This window comes from Sphingobacterium sp. SYP-B4668, assembly GCF_027627455.1.
Lineage (GTDB): Bacteria > Bacteroidota > Bacteroidia > Sphingobacteriales > Sphingobacteriaceae > Sphingobacterium.
Genome location: NZ_CP115483.1, coordinates 4,957,079 through 4,982,530 on the forward strand (window position 1 = coordinate 4,957,079; position 25,452 = coordinate 4,982,530).

General features: G+C 41.8%; 17 protein-coding genes. 6 read left to right on the forward strand and 11 right to left on the reverse strand.

What is annotated here, in order from left to right:
* Positions 1 to 3 precede the first annotated feature (3 nt).
* A complete protein-coding gene (gene lat, locus OQ289_RS20220) occupies positions 4 to 1,293 on the forward strand; it encodes an L-lysine 6-transaminase (protein ID WP_270088550.1) in 1,290 nt (429 codons plus the stop codon).
* 138 nt (positions 1,294 to 1,431) lie between these two features.
* On the opposite strand, the gene OQ289_RS20225 is transcribed toward lat, so the two are convergent.
* The 6 genes from OQ289_RS20225 to OQ289_RS20250 form a co-directional block, all read right to left on the reverse strand.
* Complete coding sequence (locus tag OQ289_RS20225) at positions 1,432 to 2,994, reverse strand: RagB/SusD family nutrient uptake outer membrane protein (RefSeq protein WP_270088551.1); 1,563 nt, start codon at positions 2,992 to 2,994, stop codon at positions 1,432 to 1,434.
* Positions 2,995 to 3,014: 20 nt separating this feature from the next.
* Positions 3,015 to 6,161 (reverse strand): SusC/RagA family TonB-linked outer membrane protein, encoded by a 3,147-nt coding sequence (locus OQ289_RS20230; RefSeq protein WP_270088552.1) that lies wholly within the window; start codon positions 6,159 to 6,161, stop codon positions 3,015 to 3,017.
* Positions 6,162 to 6,567: 406 nt separating this feature from the next.
* Entirely contained in the window at positions 6,568 to 8,283 is a 1,716-nt protein-coding gene (locus tag OQ289_RS20235; protein WP_270088553.1) for a GMC oxidoreductase, read from the reverse strand.
* Between the two features lie 15 nt (positions 8,284 to 8,298).
* Positions 8,299 to 8,790, reverse strand: a complete 492-nt coding sequence (locus tag OQ289_RS20240) for a gluconate 2-dehydrogenase subunit 3 family protein (protein WP_033566090.1) — start codon at positions 8,788 to 8,790, stop codon at positions 8,299 to 8,301.
* A gap of 110 nt (positions 8,791 to 8,900) precedes the next feature.
* Complete coding sequence (locus OQ289_RS20245) at positions 8,901 to 9,554, reverse strand: HAD family hydrolase (protein ID WP_270088554.1); 654 nt, start codon at positions 9,552 to 9,554, stop codon at positions 8,901 to 8,903.
* Between the two features lie 65 nt (positions 9,555 to 9,619).
* Entirely contained in the window at positions 9,620 to 10,252 is a 633-nt protein-coding gene (locus OQ289_RS20250) for a DUF6266 family protein (RefSeq protein ID WP_270088555.1), read from the reverse strand.
* 421 nt (positions 10,253 to 10,673) lie between these two features.
* Between OQ289_RS20250 and OQ289_RS20255 the strand changes: the two genes are divergently transcribed.
* The 4 genes from OQ289_RS20255 (at position 10,674) to OQ289_RS20270 (ending at position 15,231) form a co-directional block, all read left to right on the forward strand.
* Positions 10,674 to 11,285: a fumarylacetoacetate hydrolase family protein gene (locus OQ289_RS20255; protein WP_270088556.1), complete on the forward strand. Its 612-nt coding sequence runs from the start codon at positions 10,674 to 10,676 to the stop codon at positions 11,283 to 11,285.
* A gap of 162 nt (positions 11,286 to 11,447) precedes the next feature.
* Positions 11,448 to 13,169 carry a M23 family metallopeptidase gene (locus OQ289_RS20260; RefSeq protein WP_270088557.1) on the forward strand — a complete coding sequence of 574 codons (1,722 nt, stop codon included), beginning with the start codon at positions 11,448 to 11,450 and terminating at the stop codon, positions 13,167 to 13,169.
* A gap of 55 nt (positions 13,170 to 13,224) precedes the next feature.
* Entirely contained in the window at positions 13,225 to 13,686 is a 462-nt protein-coding gene (bcp, locus tag OQ289_RS20265; RefSeq protein WP_033566085.1) for a thioredoxin-dependent thiol peroxidase, read from the forward strand.
* Between the two features lie 75 nt (positions 13,687 to 13,761).
* Positions 13,762 to 15,231, forward strand: a complete 1,470-nt coding sequence (locus OQ289_RS20270; RefSeq protein WP_270088559.1) for a glycine--tRNA ligase — start codon at positions 13,762 to 13,764, stop codon at positions 15,229 to 15,231.
* Between the two features lie 55 nt (positions 15,232 to 15,286).
* Here the strand turns inward: OQ289_RS20270 and OQ289_RS20275 are convergent, their stop codons facing one another.
* The 5 genes from OQ289_RS20275 to OQ289_RS20295 form a co-directional block, all read right to left on the reverse strand.
* Positions 15,287 to 17,005: a M64 family metallopeptidase gene (locus tag OQ289_RS20275; protein ID WP_270088560.1), complete on the reverse strand. Its 1,719-nt coding sequence runs from the start codon at positions 17,003 to 17,005 to the stop codon at positions 15,287 to 15,289.
* Between the two features lie 17 nt (positions 17,006 to 17,022).
* Positions 17,023 to 17,904 (reverse strand): AraC family transcriptional regulator, encoded by an 882-nt coding sequence (locus OQ289_RS20280; RefSeq protein ID WP_270088561.1) that lies wholly within the window; start codon positions 17,902 to 17,904, stop codon positions 17,023 to 17,025.
* A gap of 91 nt (positions 17,905 to 17,995) precedes the next feature.
* On the reverse strand, positions 17,996 to 19,252 hold the full coding sequence (locus OQ289_RS20285) for a DUF4369 domain-containing protein (RefSeq protein ID WP_270088562.1): 1,257 nt from the start codon (positions 19,250 to 19,252) through the stop codon (positions 17,996 to 17,998).
* Between the two features lie 130 nt (positions 19,253 to 19,382).
* Positions 19,383 to 21,731 (reverse strand): glycoside hydrolase family 95 protein, encoded by a 2,349-nt coding sequence (locus tag OQ289_RS20290; RefSeq protein WP_270088563.1) that lies wholly within the window; start codon positions 21,729 to 21,731, stop codon positions 19,383 to 19,385.
* Positions 21,731 to 23,611, reverse strand: coding sequence for an alpha-L-fucosidase (locus OQ289_RS20295; protein WP_270088564.1), 1,881 nt, complete (start codon positions 23,609 to 23,611; stop codon positions 21,731 to 21,733). The genes OQ289_RS20290 and OQ289_RS20295 overlap by 1 nt, the downstream gene beginning before the upstream one ends.
* A gap of 193 nt (positions 23,612 to 23,804) precedes the next feature.
* On the opposite strand from OQ289_RS20295, the gene OQ289_RS20300 reads away from it, so the two are divergent.
* Entirely contained in the window at positions 23,805 to 25,301 is a 1,497-nt protein-coding gene (locus OQ289_RS20300; RefSeq protein WP_270088565.1) for a catalase, read from the forward strand.
* Positions 25,302 to 25,452: the final 151 nt, after the last annotated feature.

Below are 25,452 nucleotides of genomic sequence, written 5' to 3' on the forward strand. Positions count from 1 at the left end.
ATTATGACAGCAACAGTTCACGAAAGATTATCCAAGCATATATTGGCAGATGGGCTACCTATGGTTATCGACTTAGAGAAGTCTCACGACTCCTATATCGTAGACATCCATGGGGTGGAGTATCTGGACATGTTTAGTATGTTTGCCTCTTCCCCTATTGGGTATAATCACCACCACATTGTCAACAACACCGACCTTCTCAAAAAGGTGGCGATCAACAAATTAGCTTTATCGGATATATATCCAATAGAATTTGCAGATTTTGTTGACACCTTCGATCGTGTAGCCATCCCCAAGGAACTTAGCTATTGTTTCTTTATAGATGGCGGAGCTCTTGCGGTGGAAAACGCATTAAAAGCTGCCTTTGACTGGAAAACCAGGTTTAATTTATCTCACGGGATCCAGCAGGAAGCCAGTCAGGTTATCCATTTTAAACAGGCCTTTCATGGCCGTACGGGCTATACACTCTCGTTGACCAACACCAAGGATCCTCGGAAATACATGTACTTTCCCAAGTTTGACTGGCCACGTATCATCAACCCGAAGCTTCATTTTCCATTGACCGAAGAGGGCGTCTCCGAAACAATCAAATCGGAACAACAAGCAATTCACGAAATAGAAACAGCCATTGCCAAAAATCCGAATGACATTGCCTGCCTAATAATAGAACCAATTCAGGCCGAAGGTGGAGATAATCATTTCCGAAAAGAGTTTTTCAAAAAATTAAGGACTATCTGTGATCAGCATAACATTATATTCATTTTGGATGAAGTACAAACCGGATTAGGAATGACCGGTAAGATGTGGGCATACGAACATTATGACATCTTACCAGATATCATTGCATTTGGTAAAAAATCCCAAGTATGTGGACTGTTGGCCAACCGTAACAAGTTTGACCAAGTGGCTCACCATGTATTCCAAGAATCAAGTCGTATCAACTCTACATTTGGTGGCAACCTAGTGGATATGGTCCGTTTTAAGCTAATCTTAGAAGTCATTGAGCGCGACAATCTCGTCCATCATGCTGAAAAGCTAGGCCATTACCTATTTGAAAAATTAGAAAATTTGGCTGTAAGGTACCCTCAAATTCAAAATATAAGGGGCAAGGGCCTTTTAGTGGCCTTTGATTTCGAAACAGAGGCTAAACGAGATCAATTTGTAAAAAATACAATGGCCAATAAACTCTTGATATTAGGATGTGGAGAGAAAAGCATTCGCTTCAGACCACATTTAAATGTGACTGTCGAACACTTGGATAAAGCACTAGCCCTAGTCGAAAAGAGCTTGTAGTCAGTAAGACTACCTCATCCTGACGACAAATACAAAATATAATCATATGATAGGCCACAGACTCTATCATATGATTACCACCTTTATTAAATAAAGGGACACCGGAATCAGCATCCCTTTATCTATTCTACAGAACTACTAATTATAGCCCGGATTTTGCTTCAGACTCTTATTGCGTTGCAACTCATCTGGTGATATTGGCCAAAGAAGATCTGACTCCTTGAAAGTTGCTCCAAATCCGTTCTTTGCACCAATCAGTGTCTGATACTCGACCTTTCCTTTCTCCGTTGGCGAGATAACTGGAAATTTACCTGTCCTCAGACAATCATCCCACATCTTAAATTCCAATGGCAACTCACGTAGTCGCTCTGTCCAACACTCTTCAACAAATCTATCGACTGACAAAACCTGCAATTCGCTCGTGTACTCTGCCACGGTCTTGCCGGTAACGTCAGCTCTCGATCGAACCTGAGCAAGGTATCCTGCGGCTTCGGCGGTCACTCCCGTGCTTTTCGCAATGGCTTCAGCCGCTATTAACAGCGCTTCAGAGAAACGGTAGAAATTCCAGTCTTTAGTTCCCTGTCCAGCACCGAGTACTGCCGCTTCGTCAAAATAATACCACACACCCGCCGCTTGAGAAGTCCATTTTTTTCCCGTAGTAGGGTGTGTATACTCCCAGTGAAAAAATTGATTGGGTTTTATACGCAAATCGTTGACACCATATACATTTAGGAAACGATCCGTGGGACCAAACACCCGCTCAAAGATAGAATAAGATGTAAAAACAGCTGTAGCGGAAGAACTGAAGGCATAGGTAGGCCACCAACTACTATTACGAATCCCGGCATCGAATTCTTGAGCATAGATCACCTCATCCAAATCATCAGTGGTGCGCAACTTATTAAACGCACTGTTAGTCCCATAATCCCCATTAGGTGTTAGTTTATGTGCTGAACTGGTTACTATCTTTGCATAAGTAGCCGCTTCAGCAAATTTATTTTGCTGTAAATACACATTGGCAAGTGCCATAGCAGCCGCGTACTTTGTAATGCGACGGGCATTTGCCAAGAAAGTAGTTGCCGGTAATTTTTCTACCGCTTCCTTTAAGTCGGCCTCAATTACAGCATATACAGATGCAGTAGTGTTTCTTTCTGGATAAAGGTTTTCTAACTTTTCATAAGGCTCTACCACTAATGGCACATCTCCAAACGTCTTAATCAGATAGAAATAGTTATAGGCCCGGAAAAATTTTGCCTCAGCGACCAACTTGTCTACATTTGCAGCCTCCATTTTAATCCCTGGGATATACTTAATGGCTCCATTAGCCGTATTGATGGCTGCATAGCAGCTATCCCATATACTATTCATCGTCGGTGATATTACGCTGGTGTGTTGCTGACGTGTCAACTCTTTAGCGTACAGACAGACCAATTCTTGCCCTTCATAACTATTGGTAAAATATCCCGTCAGCATGGTGGGGATAGAAGCGTTTGGCCCTACGTAGGCACTTGCAGCATCCGAATAACGTTGAGGAGCTCCTCGACGGTACAGTGCATTAACATTTGCTCGAGCCTGCGTTTCTGTCTTATAGTACTCTTGTGACGGTATAGAGTATTTTGGTTCTTCATCTAGAAAATCGCTACATGAAGTAAAGGATAGTAGGCCAGCGATCAGCAGAAGCCCTGTTATATATATTTTCATCTTATTATTCTCCTTAAATTTTATAAAGTTACATTTAATCCTAGCGTAAAGGTTTTGGCTCTCGGATAAGAAAAGAAGGTCACATTTTGACCGAACTTATTGTTATCCCCTTGCGATGTGCTTTCTGGATCGTATCCTTTAAAATCATCTGACATCAAAAGCCAAGGATTGTTAGCGCTACCATATACCCGCAATCCAGAGATACCAATTGATTTACATAAATTAGGGGCAAACGTATAGCCCAATTGAAGAAGGTTTACTCGCAAGAAAGAACCATCTACGACCCACGACGAGTCTACATTAGTATCTTGACCCGCATGTCCGGAATTAGTCAAGTAGATAGCCTGTTGCATCGTATTAGGATTAGATCCATTGTAGGCATCGGTAAGTATCTCCTTTAATCCATTGGTAATACCGAAGCGATCGTAGGTAGAATGATAGAACTGCTGCATGGTCTCCACGCCATATACAAATTGTAAATCCAAAGTCAAATCAAAGTTTTTATAATTAAATGTATTGATAAAACTTCCAGTCCAGTCAGGTGTTCCCTTACCCAAGATTTCCTTCTCTTTCGAACGCTTAGGCCTACCTACTTGTGCCAAGGTAGCTTCACCGGCCTCGTAATCTTGGATGGTATATATACCATAGCGCTTATATCCATAAAAGCTATTCATGTTTTCGCCCACGCGGATAATACCATTTGCACCCCCAACCCATTCATTGCGCAGGATATCAGCATTATTCTCTCCGAGTTTCAACACTTCGTTCTTATTGTAATTCATATTCAAGCTGGTATTCCAACTAAATACTTCATTTTTTACTGGTGAGGCACTCACCATAATATCTAAACCACGATTTTGCACAGACCCGACATTCATCAATACCGACTTATATCCCGTTGTGCGTGGAAGCGGCACTTCCAACAAGAGGTCTGTCGTCTTCTTTTGGTAGTAGGACACATCAAAATTTAATCTATTGGCAAATAGTCCGAGTTCTACTCCCACGTCATACTGCGCCGTCTTTTCCCATTTAAGATCATCATTTGCGATGTTATTAAGATATGAAAATGGTGCACGTGATCCATTCAACAAAATGGTACCAGCCCTTGTTTTTGCGATCGACTCATAGGGGTTAATCTCCGAATTTCCGGTCAGACCATAGCTGGTGTGAAATTTCAAATTACTGATTGTACTATTATCCCTTAGAAAATCTTCATTTGACGCATTCCACGCAAATCCAACGGATGGGAAGAAAGCATATTTATTATTCTTCCCGAATCTTGAAGATCCGTCGTAACGACCTGTCACTGTTGCTGAATAACGATCGTTATACGTATAAGCCATACGCAAAAAATAAGAGTTCATAGCCCATCTACTCCAATCTGATGTCGGAGCCCCAGGAGTGGTTCCTACCCCCATATTGTTCCACTCGTAGAAATCATCACCAAATCCTTCCGTTCTAGACCGATCGATGCTGTAGGTTCGTTCCTGCCAAGACAATCCTACCATCCCGTTGATCCGGTGACGATCTATAGTCTTATTATATGTTAAATAGGTCTCTTCTTGCCAATAGAGTGTATTGGTATTTTCAATCTCTGCCCAGCCATTTGGTCGAGAAATATTATTAAGAAGAATGGATGAATATCCCTTGTAATCCTTTTTGTGGCTATCCACACCAAATTGTGTTTTTAAATCCAACCCCTCCATAAGGTGAAAGGTTAACGCCGCATTTCCAAAAATCTGGGTATTATAGCGCATACGCTTTTGTAGGTCCAAAATAGATACTGGATTTGCCATACCCTCGAATCCAAAGGCGTCGGCCATATTAGAGGAAGACGAAGAAGTATAATCTCCATTCGCATCACGTACGGGAAGCCAAGGCAGCATTTCAATCATAGTTCGTCTTGCTTCCTGTCCACCGCCATCCTCAGGTGTATACCGACCCCAAGTATGATTCACTAACAGATTGACGTTTGTCGATAACCATTTTGCAGGTTTTGCATCATAGGCCAACTTACCATTGACACGTTTACTAAACGTATTCAACAATACCCCTTGTTGATCGCTATAATTTAAGAAAGCACCTACTGAGGAGCTCTCGTCGCCTTGTTGTATGTTCACTTGGTGATTTTGGGAAATTGCGGTTCTACTCGCTTCCCTTTGCCAATCCGTATCGTATATCGGGTTGCCGCCTGCGTCAAAGTAGTTCTGATCCGTAAACCAAGTAGTCCTGTCTAAAGACCAATTCTTCCCTTGATACTTATTTTCGTTTTCCAGACCTATCATAAAGGCATCTGTCCACTCCTGCGCATTCAACAAATCCATATAACGTGCCACAGAACTCACACCCGCAGAACCTTGATAGCTAAGTGTCTTCCGGCCATCTTTACTTCCTCGTTTTGTCGTGACCATAATGACCCCATTTGCCCCTCTCGCACCATAAATAGCGGCAGAAGATGCATCTTTCAGCACCTCTATCCGTTCGATATCATTAGGATTCAAAAGATGAAAATCTTCCATTACAACTCCATCCACGACATATAAGGGATTAGAGGAAGAAGTAATCGTAGAGTTCCCTCGAATCACCACCCTATTGGCGTAAGCCCCCGGCTGGCTCGAATTAGAAAAAATATTCACGCCTGCAGCCTTTCCCCTTAGGTTTTCCAGTGCGCTAAAACTTTGGGTTTTAATCATATCTTCGCCTTTAGCTATGGAAATAGATCCGGTCACATCTGACTTACGCATGGTTCCGTAACCCACCACCACAACCTCTTCTAAAGCCTCACTTTCAGAAGTTAGGTTAATAGTAATTCCTGAGGATGATGTTATAGGCACTTCCGATTTCTTAAAGCCCACATACGAAACCTGCAAGGTGTCACCAACCTTTGCATTTAAGGTGAAGTTCCCGTTTTCATCCGTCTGGGCGCTCACCGTTGTACCTTTTACCGTGACAGTCACACCCGCCAAAGGGCTTTTGGTCTGCGCATCAAACACTCGACCGCTGACCGACTCCTGTGTGGCATTTGACAAATAAACACGCTTGCTTTCATTCGGGAGCAGTCTGCTGGGAGATGCAGAGGCATAATTTAGAGCCAAAAGAGAAAGTGGGACAATCCACCACCTCGACCGACGACCTACAGGCCAATCATGTTTCATGTAATGTTTCATGTTAGTTAGTTATTTATAGTATAGTTGTGTGTTTGTAAAGCTAAAACGTTTTATATTTCACCCAACACTTCAGTTGTAGTCCTATATAATTTTCCAGCTCTTCAATTATTATTTATAATTAGTCCGAGATTGCTTCTATCTTGGAAACCTTTTCAAATCAAAGAATGACTCAAATAATGTTGCAGTTAAATAAAAGCCAAAATATCGGCATGTTTTTCCGGTTAGATTAAAGTTAATTGTTTTAGCTCGAAAAACACAAACCTTTTTTACACTATATTAATATAAGAAGATGCTTCACATATAGTAGTTCGAAAAAAATAGAAAGTTTCAAAACAAAAAGGCTCCCTCTTCATAATCATGAAGAGGGAGCCTTTTTGTTAGCGATAGTAGCCTTAAAGGGCTTTTTCTATATATTTCCTTTTTTCATTTCCTGTATCGCATAATCTACAGCTCTTGCAGAAAAAGCCATATAGGTTAACGAAGGATTTTGAGTTGAAGTTGAGGTCATCGCGGCACCATCTGTCACAAATACATTCGGTACAGCATGCATTTGATTCCACTTATTAAGTACGGATGTTTTAGGATCGTGGCCCATACGCGCTCCACCCATTTCATGTATATCCAATCCTGGTGACTGCCCTTGATCATGTTGCTGGATATTGGTAAAGCCAGCTGTTTCAAACATCGCTGTCATCTGCTCTAAGTAATCCTTTTTCATCTTTGCATCGTTATCGTCATAATCTACCGCAATCTTCAATAAAGGTATATCCCAAGCATCTTTCCGGCTGTCATCCAAAGTAACCTGTCCAGATTCTTTAGGAATGGTTTCGCCCATCATATGGGACCCTACCCCCCAAATACCATACTGCGGATTCAATAGATTATTCTTAAGAGACTCCCCATAGCCAGACTGATCTGCATTTTTGGAACGATAAGCTCCGAAGCCAGCAGCGTACCCTCTCAAAAAATCTGTCTCTTGTTTGTGTAGGTTTCGGAATCTCGGAATATATCCTCCTCCTGCAGGATTACGGCCATCAGTAGTATAATCGAGATAGCCTTCATATTCGGCATATATACGCGCACTATAGTTGTGAAAAGCGACATACTTACCCAACGTTCCGCTATCATTTCCTAATCCATTCTCAAAGCGTTTGGATTTTGAATTCAAGAGGATCAAATTCGTATTAAGTGCGGCAGCATTGACAAAAATCACCTTTGCATAAAAATCGATTTCCTCCTTCGTTTCAGTATCCAATACGCGCGCGCCTATCGCCTTCCCTTTGTCATCATCGTACAATATAGAATGAACGACAGAAAGAGGGCGCAAGGTCATATTACCTGTTTTTGCAGCCCAAGGTATAGTGGATGCATTGGAGCTAAAATAACCACCAAAGGGACATCCTCGTTGACATAAGGTTCGATTTTGACACTGCACACGCCCTTGATCCAAATGTATTTGGTTCGGTTTCGATAGATGCGCGCAACGTGCAGATATTACCTTACGTTCCGGAAACTTTGCCTGCATAGTCTGCTGAAAATACTTTTCGACGATATTCAATGGATATCCCGGTAAAAACTCTCCATCTGGGAGCTCTGGAAGCCCGTCTTTATCGCCCGCTATGCCCGCAAATCGCTCGACATAGTCGTACCATGGCTTTAGGTCGGCATAGCGTATAGGCCAATCTACCGCAAATCCGTCGCGAGCAGGTCCATCAAAATCAAAGTCAGACCAACGCTGTGTCTGCCTAGCCCACAAAAGAGACTTGCCCCCTACCTGATATCCTCTTATCCAATCAAAAGGTTTCTCTTGTATATAAGGATGTTCATGATCCTTTACAAAAAAATGTGCAGCATCTTCATGGAAAGCATAGCATCGATTAACAACTGGGTTATCTTGCTTTACCTGATAGGGCATCTCGCCACGGTGTTCGAATTCCCAAGGATAGAGGTTCGTTGTTGGATAGTCTTTTACGTGCTTTACATCTCTCCCACGTTCCAAAACCAAGGTCTTCAATCCTTTTTCACATAGCTCTTTCGCTGCCCATCCACCGCTGATACCCGATCCAATTACAATAGCATCGTATGTTCTCTCCTGTACACTCCGTGTATTAATATTTGCCATTCAAACGATTCCTTATTATGCAATGATTTTCATTTCCCCATTGTAGCGCCCCGGCACTAACTCATATATGAGCTTGTTTTTCATGACGTACTCAGAGTTCAAGTACCCTTGTATAGTCCTTCTTTTGAAAATTCCATAAAAAGGGGATTTCTCTTCAGCTTTCTCCTGACCTTCAAAATAAGTTTTTAGATGGTCAGGAGACTTCCCGTCCAGTTCTTTCCTCGCTATAGCTAGCCCCTCGAGGAAAGCTTTTTGGTCTTCAGGAGAATGACAATCATCGACCATCTTCATCACAAAGAGGTGGAGATTTAACTTTTTACCTCCTGGTGAATCCGTTTCTGGGATTAGCATATCAACTAAATTGGCTAAAAACGCTTCATCCTGAGCCGTCATTTTGATAACGTGCAGATCGATGGATGTACCTCCCTGTTCGCGTAAGCAAGATGGCATTAAGGCCAATCCCCCCGCAATAATAAAAAGTTGCTTTACCGCAGTCCTCCGGTTCATACGATTTTGTTTATAATCTGTAATATTAGAAATATTCTAACAAATATCAAAAAGCTAAAACGATTAGACGGCACAACCTCCTCGTGACACGTCATTTCTTAGGGTGTATTTTAATTCTTCAAAAAATTCCACACCTGTTCGAGATTGCTAAACAATTGATCTGCTACTTTCAATTTTTCACGCTCTATCGGTTGTTCCGAGACCGCTATACAATAGAGTCCTGCTGCCTGCGCCGCCGTGGTCCCAGTAATCGTATCTTCAATCACCAAACAGTTCTGTGCATCTATCCCCATTTCTTCAACCGCCAGCAAGTATGGTTCGGGATTGGGTTTGGGCTGCTGCACGCTATCTCGAGTGATAATTATTGAAAAGTAAGGCAATAGTCCATGATGTCCCAAAACTTTATCTACCGTAGTTCTATAACTAGAGGTTACCAATGCAATCTGAGTACCTTTTTCTTTAAGATTCGTCAAGATTTCTCGAGCATAGGGCATCAAATTAATTGTCGTCATATCAGAAGACTCATATGCTGCACGTGTACGCGTCCACATAAATTCAACTGTGGTGTCCACGCCGTATACCTCACGTATGGTCTCTACATTCGAGACCAACGTATGTCCAGCAAAATGTCTGACCCAATCTTCAAATGTCAATTCAATACCGAACTCCTCAGCTATAATAGGTCCCCAATTTTTAAAGTAATAGTATTCCGAATCAATCAATGTCCCGTCTAAATCAAAAAATACAGCTTGCAAATCGTTCATGTTTTTGTTCTAAAATCGTTAACAGGTAAAAATAGGAATTTGATTGTTAAGAACCGATTAAACAACTAAATAGTTCCTCCGTAGACGCTATCTGACAATTTATTGATTAAGGTATTGTGAAAACCTACATAGACATATATTGCACGACCATCCTTAGGTATCCAAGGTAAGTCCCAAATATCCATCCCTATCGACTCCAAACTTCCCACTTCTCGAAATTGCCGATAGTCATGTCCATCATACAAGAGTGCAATCAGGACATTGTTCCCCATCCGATTTTGTACATCCCACGTAATTGTCACCCTAGTATCTGTTAAGCTCACCTTCACATTTTGCGGTGGCAACAGGTCACCTCTAAAAACCAACACCTTCTCCGGATCTATCAACGGTTTGTTTCCTTCGCCATACTTAATGGCATTTTTTAACGCATAAGATTGCGCCATTTGAAATGGACCAACCCGGCTCCCTTTAGGGGCAAGATGCTGATAACCAAATACAATAAACGGCCTTATCATCTTAAGAAAACTTGATACGGCTCGCATCCGCCCTTGATTAATCAGCTCCAATTCACTGAATTTTTGGGATGGAGCCCGTCTCCCCACCGTCCTAATGACATTTTGGCCATTAAGTTGATAACCCACAATAGAACCTATTTTCCCGGAAAAGGTCCCCTGTATTCCATTCTTTGATACTGCCATAATTTTGAGTGTATGATTGGTTAGTAATTCGCTACAGATTCGTATCCACTTCGTACTAAATATACAACTAAAAAAGTATTAATCAAGTCTTTATAGAGAGTTAACAGGGGGTTGATAGAGGTTGTACCTCTATCAACCCCCTGTTAACTCTTTCTCAATACACTATTAATTCTCTATTAATATCTAAGTATTGGTGTAGTTGATCCGAATTGATGCAGAATTAAACCCGAATGTTGCGACCTTAAACAATATCCTCTTCCACAATTGGCCTATATCGATACGCTCCCTTGTCACAAATCCGAATAAACACTTGTTAAAAAAAACAAGTTTGTCTAAGTTTGTTAAGTTACGACAGAATAGGAGGCTTCTCCTTCAATACAGTTGTCTCTAGAATACCCTTAGTATATACACGTCAATCGATATGAAGATAATCGCAGTAGGTCGCAACTACATCGACCACGCCAAAGAACTCAATAATCCAGTACCCGAAACGCCTGTTATCTTTATGAAGCCAGATACTGCGCTTCTTAAAGACAATAAAGATTTTTATTATCCAGATTTTTCTACCGATATCCATTACGAAGTGGAAGTGGTCCTACGGATCTGCAAAGAAGGGAAGCACGTATCCCCTAAGTTTGCCACCACATATTATGATGCTGTTGGTCTAGGAGTAGATTTCACGGCTCGGGATATTCAGCAGCAGCATAAAGAAAAAGGATTGCCTTGGGAGCTGGCCAAATCCTTTGATAGTTCAGCTGTCATTAGTTCTCTTATTCCTATAACCGATTTTGAAAATCCTGATCAGATAGCATTCAGTCTACAAAAAAATGGGAATATCGTCCAAGAGGGGAACACACGGGATTTGATTTTTTCTTACGGTCAACTGATTGTATTTATCTCCCAATACATCACTCTCCGAAAAGGTGACTTCATATACACCGGAACACCTGCCGGTGTAGGTCCAATTGCGATTGGCGATCATCTGGAAGGCTTTATTGGACAACAAAGCATGTTTACTTGTGCTATCAAATAAAGCCTCTGTGGCGCAGACGAGAAGCTTACTATAGCGTTGAATGTATACACAGAGACTACCAAAGGCTGCTTGAGCATCCTAAACTGAATAATAAACGATTGCATGATACTTACCCTACACCGCAGAAAAGGGGTTATCAGCGAATGAATAATAGATAATCGGATGAAAAAACTAAGTATATTTTTGGGTCTATTGACATTTACAGTTGCTTCTGCATTTTCGCAGAGCGTCCTCAAGTCCCGCACATACCCTCAAAATTATTTCAGACAGCCTATGGATATAGCACCTCAAGCATCTGGAGGTTTTGGTGAGCTGAGGGGCACCCATTTTCATGCTGGGAATGATTATCGGACACAGCAACGTACAGGTATCCCGATTTATAGCGTTGCCGAAGGGTTTGTCTCACGCGTGAGGGTGCAAATCGGTGGGGGTGGCCTATCGGTATATGTAGACCATCCCAATGGATATACTTCTGTATACCTACATATGGACAGCTTCAATGAGCAGCTATCACAGATTATCAAGGATGAGCAGTATAGGAAAAAGAGTTATGATGTAGATGTAGAAATAGCTCGTAATAGAGTCCTGGTCTCCAAAGGCCAGCTTTTAGGAAAATCCGGAAATACGGGCGGCTCAGGTGGGCCACACTTACACTTTGAAATCCGTGACACCAAGACACAAAACCCGTTGAACTCGCAGTTATTCGGGTTGTATTTTAAAGATGATGTTCCCCCAATTATTAGAGGTATGACCGTCTATGATATTGGCACAGATGTATTTGATGAAAATACACCGCGTCGACATCAGACAATCAAGGCCCTAGGCACAGGTAAGTATGCACTGACAAGCGCAGCTCCTATCCCCGTAAATGGACGATTTGGATTAGGCATCAACGCTATCGACCGCCATACGGGGACGACATTTAGTTTTGGGGTCTATTCCATCGAACTGTTGCTAGACGGGAAACCCATCAGTACGGTGGTCTTTGAAGAGCTTTCTTTTGCTACTTCACGAGCACTCAATTCGTATATCGACTATCCTTACTTTGTCAAGACAAAAGCAAAAATCCAAAAAAGCTTTAAGGACCCCAACAACACTGCTCCAATATATAGGCATCTTGACAATCTAGGCTTCATCGAACTACGGGACAACAATCCGCACGAGATCGAGTATATTGTAAAGGATGTGCATGGCAATACGAGTAAGGTCGGTTTTACCGTGCAGCAAAACCCGACATACACCATTTCACGCAAGCCCCAAAAAGGGACAGCAATATTCAAATATGGCCAAGAAAATAATTACAGCACCAATAACATGCGCATAACGACCCCTAAAGGTATATTGTACAATGATCTCTATTTTAATCATGCTGAGGGCTCGAAACCAAAAGGAGGGTATAGCAACCTGCATCAAGTCCACAATGATATGGTGCCACTATTGGATAGCTACAAGCTCAGTCTCAAACCTGACGCAACGCTCTCGTCCCGACTGCAGACTAAGGCGATAGTGGTTGACGATAAAGGGCGTTCGAAAGGCGGGCGTTATGAAAACGGTTGGGTAACTACTTCTCTACGAGATATGGGCAGTTTCTATATAGCCGTGGATACAGTCGCCCCGGTGATTACACCTCGAAATTTAAGTAACGGAAAAAATTTAACCAACCAATCTCGAATAGATTTCACCATTTCGGATCATCTTTCTGGCATCCAGAGCTTCAATGGATATATTGATGGCCAATGGGTATTAATGGAGTATGACCCTAAAAATCGACATGTATGGCATAGCTTCGAACCATCATTAGGTAAGGGAACACATACCTTTAAACTGGAGGTACGGGATTTGAAAGATAATGTCAAGACATATGAAGCCAGCTTTTCAAAGTAGTGCTTTACAAGGTTTAGTATTTATAATAGTAAGAATTACAAAGAATCATAACAATATGGCAACACTGGAAGTAGGGCAGCAAGCGCCGGATTTTAGCGCTAAAAACCAAAACGGCGAGATCGTGAATCTCCATGATTTCAAAGGAAAGAAGGTTATTCTTTATTTTTATCCGAAGGACAATACACCGGGGTGTACAACTGAGGCTTGCAATTTTAGGGACAATTATCAATCGCTCAAAAAGGATGGGTTTGAGGTATTGGGTGTAAGTATTGATGGGGGGGCATCCCATCAAAAATTCATCACCAAGCACGAGCTTCCATTTCAATTATTGGTTGATGAGGACAAGAGTCTCGTTGAGAAATACGGTGTATGGGTAGAGAAGAACATGTATGGAAAAAAATATATGGGCACAGCCCGCACTACATTTGTTATTAACGAACAGGGGCGTATCGAGCACATTCTCAAAAAAATAGACAATAAAAATGCATCACAACAGATTCGAGATTTATACGTCTAAAGGACCATAAGAAATAAAGACAATCTTTAATCCTTTGATCTTTCATCTACCAAATATTTCTTATATTCGCCTCTTATGAGCAAACAGACTGACGATTTTTTTAAAAGTATAGTATCACATGCAAAGGAATACGGTTTTGTGTTCCAATCGAGTGAGATATATGATGGCCTTAGTGCCGTATACGATTATGGTCAATTGGGTTCGGAGTTAAAGAACAACCTAAAGACCTATTGGTGGAAATCCATGGTGCAATTGAATGAGAACATCGTTGGTATCGATGCTGCAATCTTCATGCATCCAACAACATGGAAAGCTTCTGGACACGTGGATGGGTTCAATGACCCAATGATAGATAATAAAGATTCCAAGAAGCGTTACCGTGCTGACCAATTGATAGAAGACAAGATTGCGCGTTACGAGGCGGATGGAAAGACCGATAAAGCAGCAGCTTTATTGAATGACTTGAACACGGCTTTGAACGCAGATGACCTTGCGGGATTGAAATCTATCATAGAAGAGCACAATATCGTATGCCCGGTATCTGGCACGAAAAATTGGACAGAGGTACGTCAATTCAACTTGATGTTTGCTACACAAATGGGCGCAATGGCAGATGGTGCAGAACAAGTATATCTACGCCCAGAGACCGCCCAAGGTATCTTCGTCAATTTCTTGAATGTTCAGAAAACTGGCCGTATGAAGATTCCTTTTGGTATCGCACAAATTGGTAAAGCTTTCCGAAATGAAGTTATTGCCCGCCAATTTATCATGCGCATGCGCGAATTTGAACAAATGGAGTTGCAATTTTTCTGTCGTCCAGGCACAGAAATGGAATGGTACAACAAGTGGAAAGAAACCCGTCTAAAATGGCACTTAGCCTTGGGATTCAATCCAGACAACTATCGCTACCACGACCATGACAAACTCGCTCATTATGCGAATGCTGCAGTTGATATCGAATTTAAGTTTCCGTTTGGCTTCAAAGAAGTGGAAGGCATCCACTCTCGCACGGATTTTGACTTGAAACAACATCAGGAGTTTTCAGGTAAGAAGATGCAATATTTTGATACTGAAATCAATCAGAATTATATCCCATATGTGGTAGAGACTTCAATTGGGCTCGATCGTTTGTTTCTAACCGTCCTGTGCAATTCATTAGTACAGGAGGATCTTTCTACTGAAGAAAAACAAGATTCACGTGTCGTCTTGAAGTTCCCTCCAGCATTAGCACCCGTCAAGGCTGCAATCCTGCCATTGACTAAAAAAGATGGTCTTCCAGAGAAAGCAAGAGAAATCATGGCTACCTTAAAGATGGACTACAACGTACAATATGATGAGAAGGATTCTATCGGAAAACGCTACCGTCGTCAAGATGCTATCGGTACTCCTTTCTGTATTACAGTAGACCACCAGTCTTTAGAAGATAATACGGTAACCATCCGTCATCGTGATTCAATGGAACAAGAGCGTGTGGCTATCGCGGACTTGGAAAACATCACTCGGGAGCTAGTAGGATGGAATACCTTACTGAAACAATTGCTATAGGCACGGTTTCTATAAAAAAATAAAAGGAGGTCCAACAATGGACCTCCTTTTATTTCTAATAGACTGTAACGGTTATCCGTTCGCTTACACAAGTAGTTTCCTTATCTACTTTCTGGACAAATACTTTGATAGGTCGCCCTGAGCGTTTAAGTGTCATGGTGTTATTTTTCCCAGTGGGTCTGACAAATTCTCCCCCTAGCTCGTCATACTGATAAATGGGTTGCCCATCCTCATTACTCCATATGTAATTGTATCGTCCATCCTCTTTTTCATCGACCCATAATAGCACTTTATCGGAAGCTTTAATATGTTGTACCTTGACCTTCTTTGGCGGGACAATCCGTGGAAGTACCTTAATGTTAACAGCACGTCGTTGGGATTTTCTTCCCTTCCAAACGCCTTCTATATAATAGGTCTTATTCACCGTGGTTCTCGGTACGACAAAATTTGTATTTGTCTTTATCGGCACTCCTCCTGACGGGGTATCATACCACTGATAAACAAGACCTGAGGCTGGGTCTTTCACCGTTATGACTTGATAACCGTCGTAACAGGTTTCCAATGTATCCCCAAAAACGGAGACGGGCGAAGATAGTGCAACGGGGTGATTACTTTGGATTTTCCATTCTACAGTATAGGTATGCACAGCATGTTCAACACTGCGAACTAGAGTCGTGTGATCATGCACCACCGCTTTTAGGTTATTCTCGCCAGTTGTAAACATGCCTTGGTCTAAGTAGATACTATCTTTGTCAATATCGATGAGCTCGCCATTCAAATACCACTCGACTTTTAATGTGTTAGGTGATGGCTTGATTAAGGTCAATGACAATTTTGAAATATCCGCTGCTTTCAATATTTGTACAGCAGAGGGTGTCGCCCTCTTTATTGGATTGGTCAATTTATGAATCGTTTCTACAAAGGCCTCTTGACAGACGTTGCAAAACGGGGCCACCAAATATTGCATCTTACAATACTCATGTGGTCTGAACCATGTTGATGGCGAAGCTTTTGCGCCATAGGCGTATACGCCTACTCCATTAGTCCCGACCCAATTTTTCCAACGCACCTTTGTCGGGTCGGCTTCCTGGGATCTATTGGGGCCTTCTATGGCATATTGATTTCCGGCCCAATACTCATCGGCCAATAGGGCAAAAGAATGTCCAATTTCGTGCACAGCGATGTCGTTACTGGCAGCATTGACGGTTGCCGTTGCATACTTTCCTCCTGAACCACCGTAGAATGGAGAATTAACTAAAATCACGACCTGTGAATGATTAGGCACATGTTCCTTTAATACCTTTTGAATAGCTTGTTCATTGTGTGGAATCACCAATCTATGGAGTCCCATGTTATCAAAGCTACTACCAAATATGGTTTGTGGATTACTAGTAGGTACAGCAGCATTTCTAGCAAACTTGTTAAATCGAGCGGGCACTTCACCCACGGCATGTGCATCTTTGGGACAATCTGTTGCTATACCCCTATGGATAGCACCCGACTCAGCGGAAGGGGTTCGAATGGCAAAAACATTGAAATAGTTAACATATTGACGAAAAGGCTCCGTCAAGAAGAAATAATTATTGAATCGCTTGGCATCTTCGACAAAATAATCCAATTCTTCTTCCGTGTACCCATCAGCCAATATGACCATATTGACCACATGTTGATCAGTACCCTGATACTGTAAGGTATCAATTGTATACTGTTGAGCATAGGTAGAACTGCCTATCAACAACGATACTGCAATATATATTAAAAGTGCTTTTTGCATATATTACTAGGTTCTGCTTATGAAATCTCTTTTAGCTTGTATGCTTCAACATATTCACTTGGAGAGAGTTTTATTATCTTTTTAAAGACTCGATTAAAGTTGACAACATTATTGAAGCCCGTACGAAAGGCAATATCTGCCATGTTTTCGGATTGCCCGTTGATTAAAAGTTTACAGGCTTGCTCCACCCGTATTTCATTCAAGAATGCGACGTAAGTTTTACGAGTGTGCTTTTTAAAATACTTACAAAAAGCATGTGGAGTCATATGAGCAACCTCAGAGATCTGCTCCAACGTCACTTTTTCAGTAAAGTGGGCAAAGGTATACTGAAAAATATCGTTCATTCGAATCCCCTCGTCATCTGAATACCTTTTTTGGGGGATACCTGTATATAGCGATGTCCAAAGTTCAATCTTCTTACTGAGATGATCGATTAAATTAAGGAATTGCAATAGCCGCTGAGTACCTTCGGATTGATTTATTTTCAGAAAATTGGATTTCAGCGGAATAGCATATTCTGCTGTTAGCTTTTTGCTTCCATTGATTTTTTCTAAAAATGATTTTGCCCCTTCAAACTCTGGAAGAGTAAAAAAATTGGCAAAGGCCTGATAATCGATAAAGATATGTATGGCATGTATCCCTTGTTCCAACGGGGGTGCCGACACCATATCTGCCTTCTTAAACATATGCGCCTCATCGGCATCAACAATAAATACTTCGTCTTCGTCAAAGTGATGTGAGAAATTCCCAATCAAGAACGTTCCTTTGCCTTTTAAGATATAGGTCAACTGAATTTCTTTATGTCGGTGATAGTTACCATAGAATTCAGGTAGTATATCTTCCTGCACACATACAGAGCCTTGGTCTGGGACCGGGACGGTAAATTGGACAATTCTCATCTTTGCTACATTCACAACTTATATTGCTGAATATTTCAAAGATACGGATAAAATGTAGCAATAAATGTAAAGTGTTTAGCTTTACATTTATTTACAAAGCTTTCTTGATAGCGGATAAAAAATCAGGGGTAGCTGGATCACCTCCTCTTAGTTCTTTGATTTTAAGCGATTTGGGTTCGACCCAAATGTATGTAGGAAAGCTGCTTACATTATAGTTGTTAACGATAAAGTCTTTATCGGTGACATTCAATAGATAGCTATTCAATCCTAAGCCCAAGGATTTGTTGCCCGTCTCCCATTCTTCAAATTTTTTCTCGACGGATAGGTAAATTACCGAGACACCTAAATTTTTTAATTGCGGCTCCTTATTCAGCAAAGTGGGAATATCCATTTTTGAAAAGCGATCTCGACTCGACCATAGTGCGATAATTAACAGTTTGGAATCCCGGAATTTGGAAATATCCAAAGAGTCACCTTTAATATTACGAGGTGTAATACTTGGGAAAACGGGCATTTGCTCGTAGAAGTTCTTAACTCTTTCGACTTTAGCTTTTGCGGCAATCGTCAAAGGGTGCTGTTGTATTGAGGCGTCCAGACTATCTAATACGGTCCAATATCTAGCATAGTTGTTTTCATTGATAGTAATATACTTGAAAAGGTAGGGTGTTATCAAGGAAGTCCGGTGTTCCGGTTTGTTAACAAATAGGCTACTCACCTCTTCCCTTGGATTTTTCTTTGCTAATTCTTGACTCTCTTTACCTGCCTCTCGCATTCGATCTATGGCATAGTTATATTTGCTATCCTCTCCCTTACCGATGGTCATTAAGGAAGCTTTGAGCTGTGCAGCCTCGTTGGAAAGCGCTTCGCGTCTTGTATCCCATGTTTGCTTCACCTTAGCCACTTCCTTTTCAAAGACAAAAAGATTATTAGAGGCTTCGGAATTGGTTATGATTTCGGCAGCTTGAATTACATTTCCATCTCGATATTTTTGAACTTTAAATTCGTAGTCGCAATTGTTTTCCAGAAAAACTGGGTAGGTAATGCGAAATGATTTTTTCCCCGTGTCTTTGTCCTTGTAATCTGTCTTCACAATTAAATTATAGATACCGTCACTGACCAACTCTCCTTCCAAAATGAATTCGCCGTCCTTAACTGTAGTTTTTTGGAACTGCTGCAGTTCGTTATCGTAATTTTGAAGGTAAACTTGCATACCGTCGTTGAAATCTACCTTCCCCGTGATTTTGTATTTCACAATACCACCATTCTTGGTTTCGGTTTTACGATTTGACTGACAAGCTTGCAATACGAAGACAAGCAAAATACAACTGTAGGTAAAGTAGGCTTTCATGCTATTTGGGATTAAAGAAAAAAAGATTAATGATGGAAAGTCGAGGCTAAAAAGATTGGGAAGACAAAAGGATCATAACTCCAACATATAAAAATAGGATTTTTAATCCTTTTGCCCTTGCTCCCATTTATCAGTCGTCTAATTTATGTTGGACGACTACGTCATTGACTAATACCAATACATGCCCGGGGCCTTCTCCCCCTATAATCTTGTACTCGAGGACTCTTCCATCTTTCCAAGTGATATCAATGGTATGCCCTCCTCTTGCCCGCAAGCCTTTTACTGAACCACTTTTCCAAGCTTTGGGTAGCGCTGGCAATAAATGAATAAATCCTGAGTGACTCTGAATCAGCATCTCTGCAATACCGGCTGAACCACCGAAATTGCCGTCAATCTGGAATGGGGGATGTGCACAGAATAAATTTGGATAGGTGCCACCACCGACTTTGTAATTCGTTTCTTTGGTATAAGCGGGTTTCAAAAGCTGTCTTAATATTTCCAACGCGTGATCTCCATCTTGGAGTCGGGCCCAAAAAAGCACCTTCCAGGCTCTGGACCACCCTGTCCCCTCATCTCCACGTACAGCTAATGTCTTTTTTGCGGCCTCTGTCCATTCGGGACTTATTTGTGGGGATATAAAATTTGCAGGGTACAATCCATATAAATGGGACACATGTCGATGCTGCGGTTCGACTTCTTCATAATCTTCCAACCATTCTTGAACACGCCCACTTTTACTGACGACAACAGGAGGAGGCAGTTGTTGGATACGTGCTTTTAGTGTAGCGGTAAATGCATCCTTGGTTCCTAAAATACTATCTGCCTCGAGCAAATTACGATAGAGTTCACGTACAATTTGGTTGTCAATGGTAGGCCCCATCACTACCGCAGCTGTTTTACCGTTCTGCATCCGAAATGCATTCTCTGGTGATACTGATGGAGACGTGACTAGCCATCCCGTTTTGGGATCTTTGACCATGGTGTAGTCGTAGAATTCTGCAGCCCCCTTCATCACTGGGAATATATCTTGGAGATAGGCTTTGTCTTTGGTAAACAGGTAGTGCTCCCATAAGTGATTACATAGCCAACCTGAAGCTGTACTTGCTCCCCACGATGCAGACTCTCCAGGTGCAGAATACCCCCAAGGATTGGTCATCATATAGACAACCCAACCAGGGGCATTGTAATACGCCTTTGCCGTCTTTTCACCCGTTTTGGCCACTTTTTTAATCAGATTGATAAAGGGCATATGATATTCGGAGAGGTTGCTCACTTCCACCCCCCAATGATTCATCTGTGCATTGATGTTGAGGTGATAATCTCCATTCCATGGTGTCTGTATCTGATGTGCCCACAAGCCCTGGAGGTTTGGAGGTAATGCGCCTTGCGTGGCTGGATTGGTACTGGAAATATTTAGATATCGACCAAATTGATAGTAGAGCGTTGCCAAGCCATTATCTTGTGCTGGATTATTGTAAAAGTCTTGAATTCGTTTATCTGTTGGGATACTTTCTTTGGACTGCTCGTCTTCTAGTTTAAGCTCTACTCTGTTAAAAACAGCTCCATATTTGGAGTGGTGCATTTTCACTAATTGAGGATAAGGTTTATTGTAAGCCGCTTGGAGTTGTTCATTTATATATTTTTCAGGATCAGCATGCAGGTAACTTGTCGCTGCAGTAAAAAAAATCAATACTTCTGAGGCCTTCGATACATGTAAGGCTGTATCGACAGCCGAAATCTTACCCCCACGATGATAGACTTTGATTTTAGACAGGAACGTGATACCGTTTCCACCTTTACCATCAGGCAATACTCCACGCATAAGAAGTTCGTTCCCTTGACTGATCACTGTTGCATTTTCTTCACGAGACAAAGCTGTGGAGAAACTTAGCGTTCCCTTTTTATTGGCCGTTAGTCGAATGACACCAACATTCTGATCGTAAGATGTGAAATACTCACGGGTATACTGTACACCGTTCACGGTATAACTGGTTGTAGCTGTAGCATTTTTAAGGTCTAGTGACCGCTCATATTGGGTGGGTGCGGATTGGTTTATAAAATGAAGATGGAGAAAGCCAAGGTTTTGATAAGCTCCAAAGGGTACCTTGGCGCCATTACCGTGTCCGCTTCCTTTGCCACTTGTTACAAAATTTTGATTAACAAGATGTTCGGCTTCATCATTTTTACCTTGGAAAAGAAGCTCTTGAATATCCTTAACACTTTTATAGGCATCGTATTTATTAGGGTCCTCCTCACTGCCAGACCACATTGTGATTTCATTGAGTACGACTTTTTCATGAGTGATGCCTCCATCGGGCATCATACCTATTTGCCCGTTGCCCAATGGCAATGTCTCTTCCCAACGAGATGCAGGCTTATCATACCATAGTCTTAAAGGGTTGGTTTGTGCTGTGACATTGGAAATTAATCCTCCAACAATCAAACATAGGGCTACATATTTTATTTTTATCATCATCATTATGGCGTGTAAAGCTCGATTTCAGCGGCAGTAAACGAATCTCCAAAAATCTCTTTAGGGAGAAACTTAAGATACTTGGTACGGATAGACTTATCAAAGATTATTTTTTGTTGAATAGGATTGGCTTTGATATTCGAAAATTCTCCTGCCTTCAATAACGTCCAGTTCTTGTTATCCTCACTCGTATATACTTCATATTTAGTAGGTATACCAACAATCTTTCCATCCTGTCGTGGTAAATAACCAATCCCTGACACCTCGTTTTTCAGTACGAAGATTAGTCCTTCGCCTACGGTATTCATTGTTCCAATGGTCGAAGCTTTCCCATCTAACGCTTTTTTGAAAGTTGCTGAAAGCTCCATCTTGTAAGAAGAAGTCGGCAGTACTTTTGATGTAGTTTTAAAGGCAGCAAAAGGTTCGTCAAATTCTTTAAAGAGTCCAAAATCACTTAAGGCCGGCACTACGGGAGCATATAGCTGTACTCGTATTTTAGTTGTTTTAACTGGCTGGGGGAGTTTGATTAACCGGGTAGCACCAATACTTGTTGCTTTGGCTAGTGGCATCCATTTTTTGCCTTGCCACATCTCGATATGAACACTATCGATACGCTGTCCTAACTTGATATTTTCACGTAAACGAATAATATCAAATTCTTTTGTTCCTGTTAAATCAATTTCTAGCGTTGGATTATTAACACCTTCATCGGATGCCCAATAGCTATAACGATCGGCATCTAGTACGTTCGCCGGGTCGAAGGTCCTACTATTTGCCCTTATATTGGAGGCTTTTACTTTTGCTCCAGCGGTAAGGTTAAGTCGAAAGGTTTCCCTGACCTTCTTACCGAATGCAGCCAATGACTTTACATCATTTTCATGGAGTTGTCCAGAGGGCATAGGTGCTAATCCTAAATTCATATTGGCCCCTCTACCCACACTTTTAAGATATATTTCAAAAAGTTGCTGTGGGGTCTTGACCTTTTCGTTCTGATCTTCATGGTAAAACCATCCAGGCCTTTGTGGGACATCACATTCTGCAGGAATCCAATACTTACCATTGCGATCTCCAGTAGGCAAATTGCTATCGTCTACTACCCCGGGCACAGGTTTCTGTCCGTTGATACTACGAGGTGTGATGGTCGCCCAGCTAGTTTCCGCAGCAAAACCGTGCTCATTACCAACCCATCGAATATCTGGCCCAACATCACTAAAAATCATGGCCATGGGTTGTAATTTTCGCACGATGGGCCAAGTCTGCTCTTCCCATGCATAGTATGTCGTGCGGTCTACCGTACGTTTCTCGTTTCTACCACCGTAGTACCCATCTCCACCATTGGCTCCGTCGTGCCAAGAGGTAAATAGCTCGCCATAATTGGACATCAATTCAGTCAATTGCTCTCGGTAGGCATCTGCATATGCGGGCGATCCGTAGCGGGTATCGTTACGATCCCAAGCGGAGAGATAAACGCCAAATTTCATTCCTGCCCGATGAGTGGCTTCCATAAATTCTTTGACCATATCCCCCTTACCACCTTTCCAAGGTGTAGTGGCGATACTATAGGTGGTGGTAGCCGTGGGCCATAGACAAAATCCATCGTGATGCTTAGCAACGCTGATGAGACCTTTGAATCCGGCACTTGCGGCAGCACTAGCAATTTGATCGGCATCGAAATTACTAGGATTAAATAAACTCGTAGGGGCATCTCCATATCCCCATTCCTTATTCTGAAATGTTGTTGGGGTAAAATGGATAAGACTATACATCTCCATCTCATGCCATTTCAATTGCCTTGCAGAAGGCAGTGCCCCGTATGGCTTTGGAGCATCTTGTGCGAATAGAAAAGTAGGTAGCATTAAGGCTCCTAGTAGGGTTTTAAGCTTCATCTTGGTCTATTTAAAACAAGTCTGTAAAATACGTATTTTTTCACACCCATAGAATCACTAGAATATATACAGCAAAAAAACATCTATAGATTTTATCGATAACACATTGTTTAAAAAAATGTGTTATACTAGAAAGTTGTTCCTAGATTTGGACATAGGCCATCAGAAATTAAGAGATAAAATCACTAAGAATATGGAAAATAACAAAAAGAAAATCACGAGTGCATCAGGTGCTCCTATTGTAAACTATGAGGACTCGATGACAGCTGGGGCTAGAGGCCCAGTGTTACTACAGGATTATTTTCTACATGAAAAATTAGCGCATTTCAATAGAGAACGTATTCCAGAACGCATCGTCCACGCTAAAGGTTCGGGTGCATACGGTACATTTACAGTGACCAATGATATCACACAATATACTCGTGCGAAATTTTTGAGTGCTGTCGGCAAACAGACACCTATGTTCATCAGGTTTTCCACGGTTGGGGGAGAAAAGGGGTCTGCTGATTCTGAACGCGACCCGAGGGGATTTGCGGTAAAATTCTATACTGAGGATGGGAACTACGATCTTGTGGGTAATAATACTCCTGTATTTTTCATAAAGGATGCGAAGAAGTTCCCGGATTTTATTCACACCCAAAAAAGAGATCCTTATACAAATTGCAAATCACCCACGATGATGTGGGATTTTTGGTCTTTAAATCCAGAATCTCTTCACCAGGTTACTATTCTGATGTCTGATCGTGGTACACCATATAGTTACCGTCATATGCATGGCTTTGGTAGCCATACTTTTTCGATGATAAATGCAAACAACGAGCGAGTTTATGTCAAGTATCATTTCCGTACGGAGCAGGGTATCAAAAACTTAACCGATGCAGAAGCCGCTGATATGCGCCGTGAAGATCCAGATCATGCGCAACGCGACTTGGTAACGGCTATCGATACAGGAGATTTTCCAAAATGGAAACTCTACATACAGGTCATGACTGAGGAGCAAACGAAGACGTTCAAGTGGAATCCATTCGACCTAACTAAAGTATGGTCCCAAAAAGAGTACCCACTCATCGAAGTCGGGGTGATGGAGCTTAACCAAAATCCAGACAATTATTTTGCTCACGTTGAACAGGCTGCTTTTGCTCCTGCTCATGTGGTGGATGGAATCAGCTTCTCGCCCGACAAGATGCTACAGGGTCGAATCCTATCTTATCCTGATGCGCAACGCTATCGTTTGGGAGTAAACTATGAACAATTACCGGTCAACAGGTGCCCATTCATGGTGACCAATTACCAACGTGATGGCCACATGGCCGTAAACGGAAATGGGGGATCAACACCTAATTATTATCCCAATAGCTTCGATGGGCATTATGAAGACCAAGCTTATAGAGAGCCTGCCATTCAATTGGACAGCACTATCGGAGACTTTTATGACCGTAACGCATCTGGCGAAGACGATCACTATACACAACCAGGAGATTTGTACAGGTTGTTAGATGCTGAGCAAAAGCAGCATCTGATTCATAATATTGTTGGGGCAATGTCCGGAATTGATGGTCCCAAAAAGACAGACATCATCAATCGTCAATTATGTCATTGGTTTAGAGCGGATATCAATCTTGGTATGGGGGTTGCCCTTGGCTTAGGGTTGGATATGAATGAATTGAGTAAGCAAATGCCTCAAAAATAAACACTTCCGCTCGTTAAGAGAGCGGCATGGTCAATGCGAACCAAAAGGAGCCTGCCAATCCATGGCAGGCTTCCGTGTTTTCGTTCTATCCCTCCTTACTTTCAAAAACCAGTTTTTGCGGTCATGTATTTTGCTGAGACCTTCTATTCTA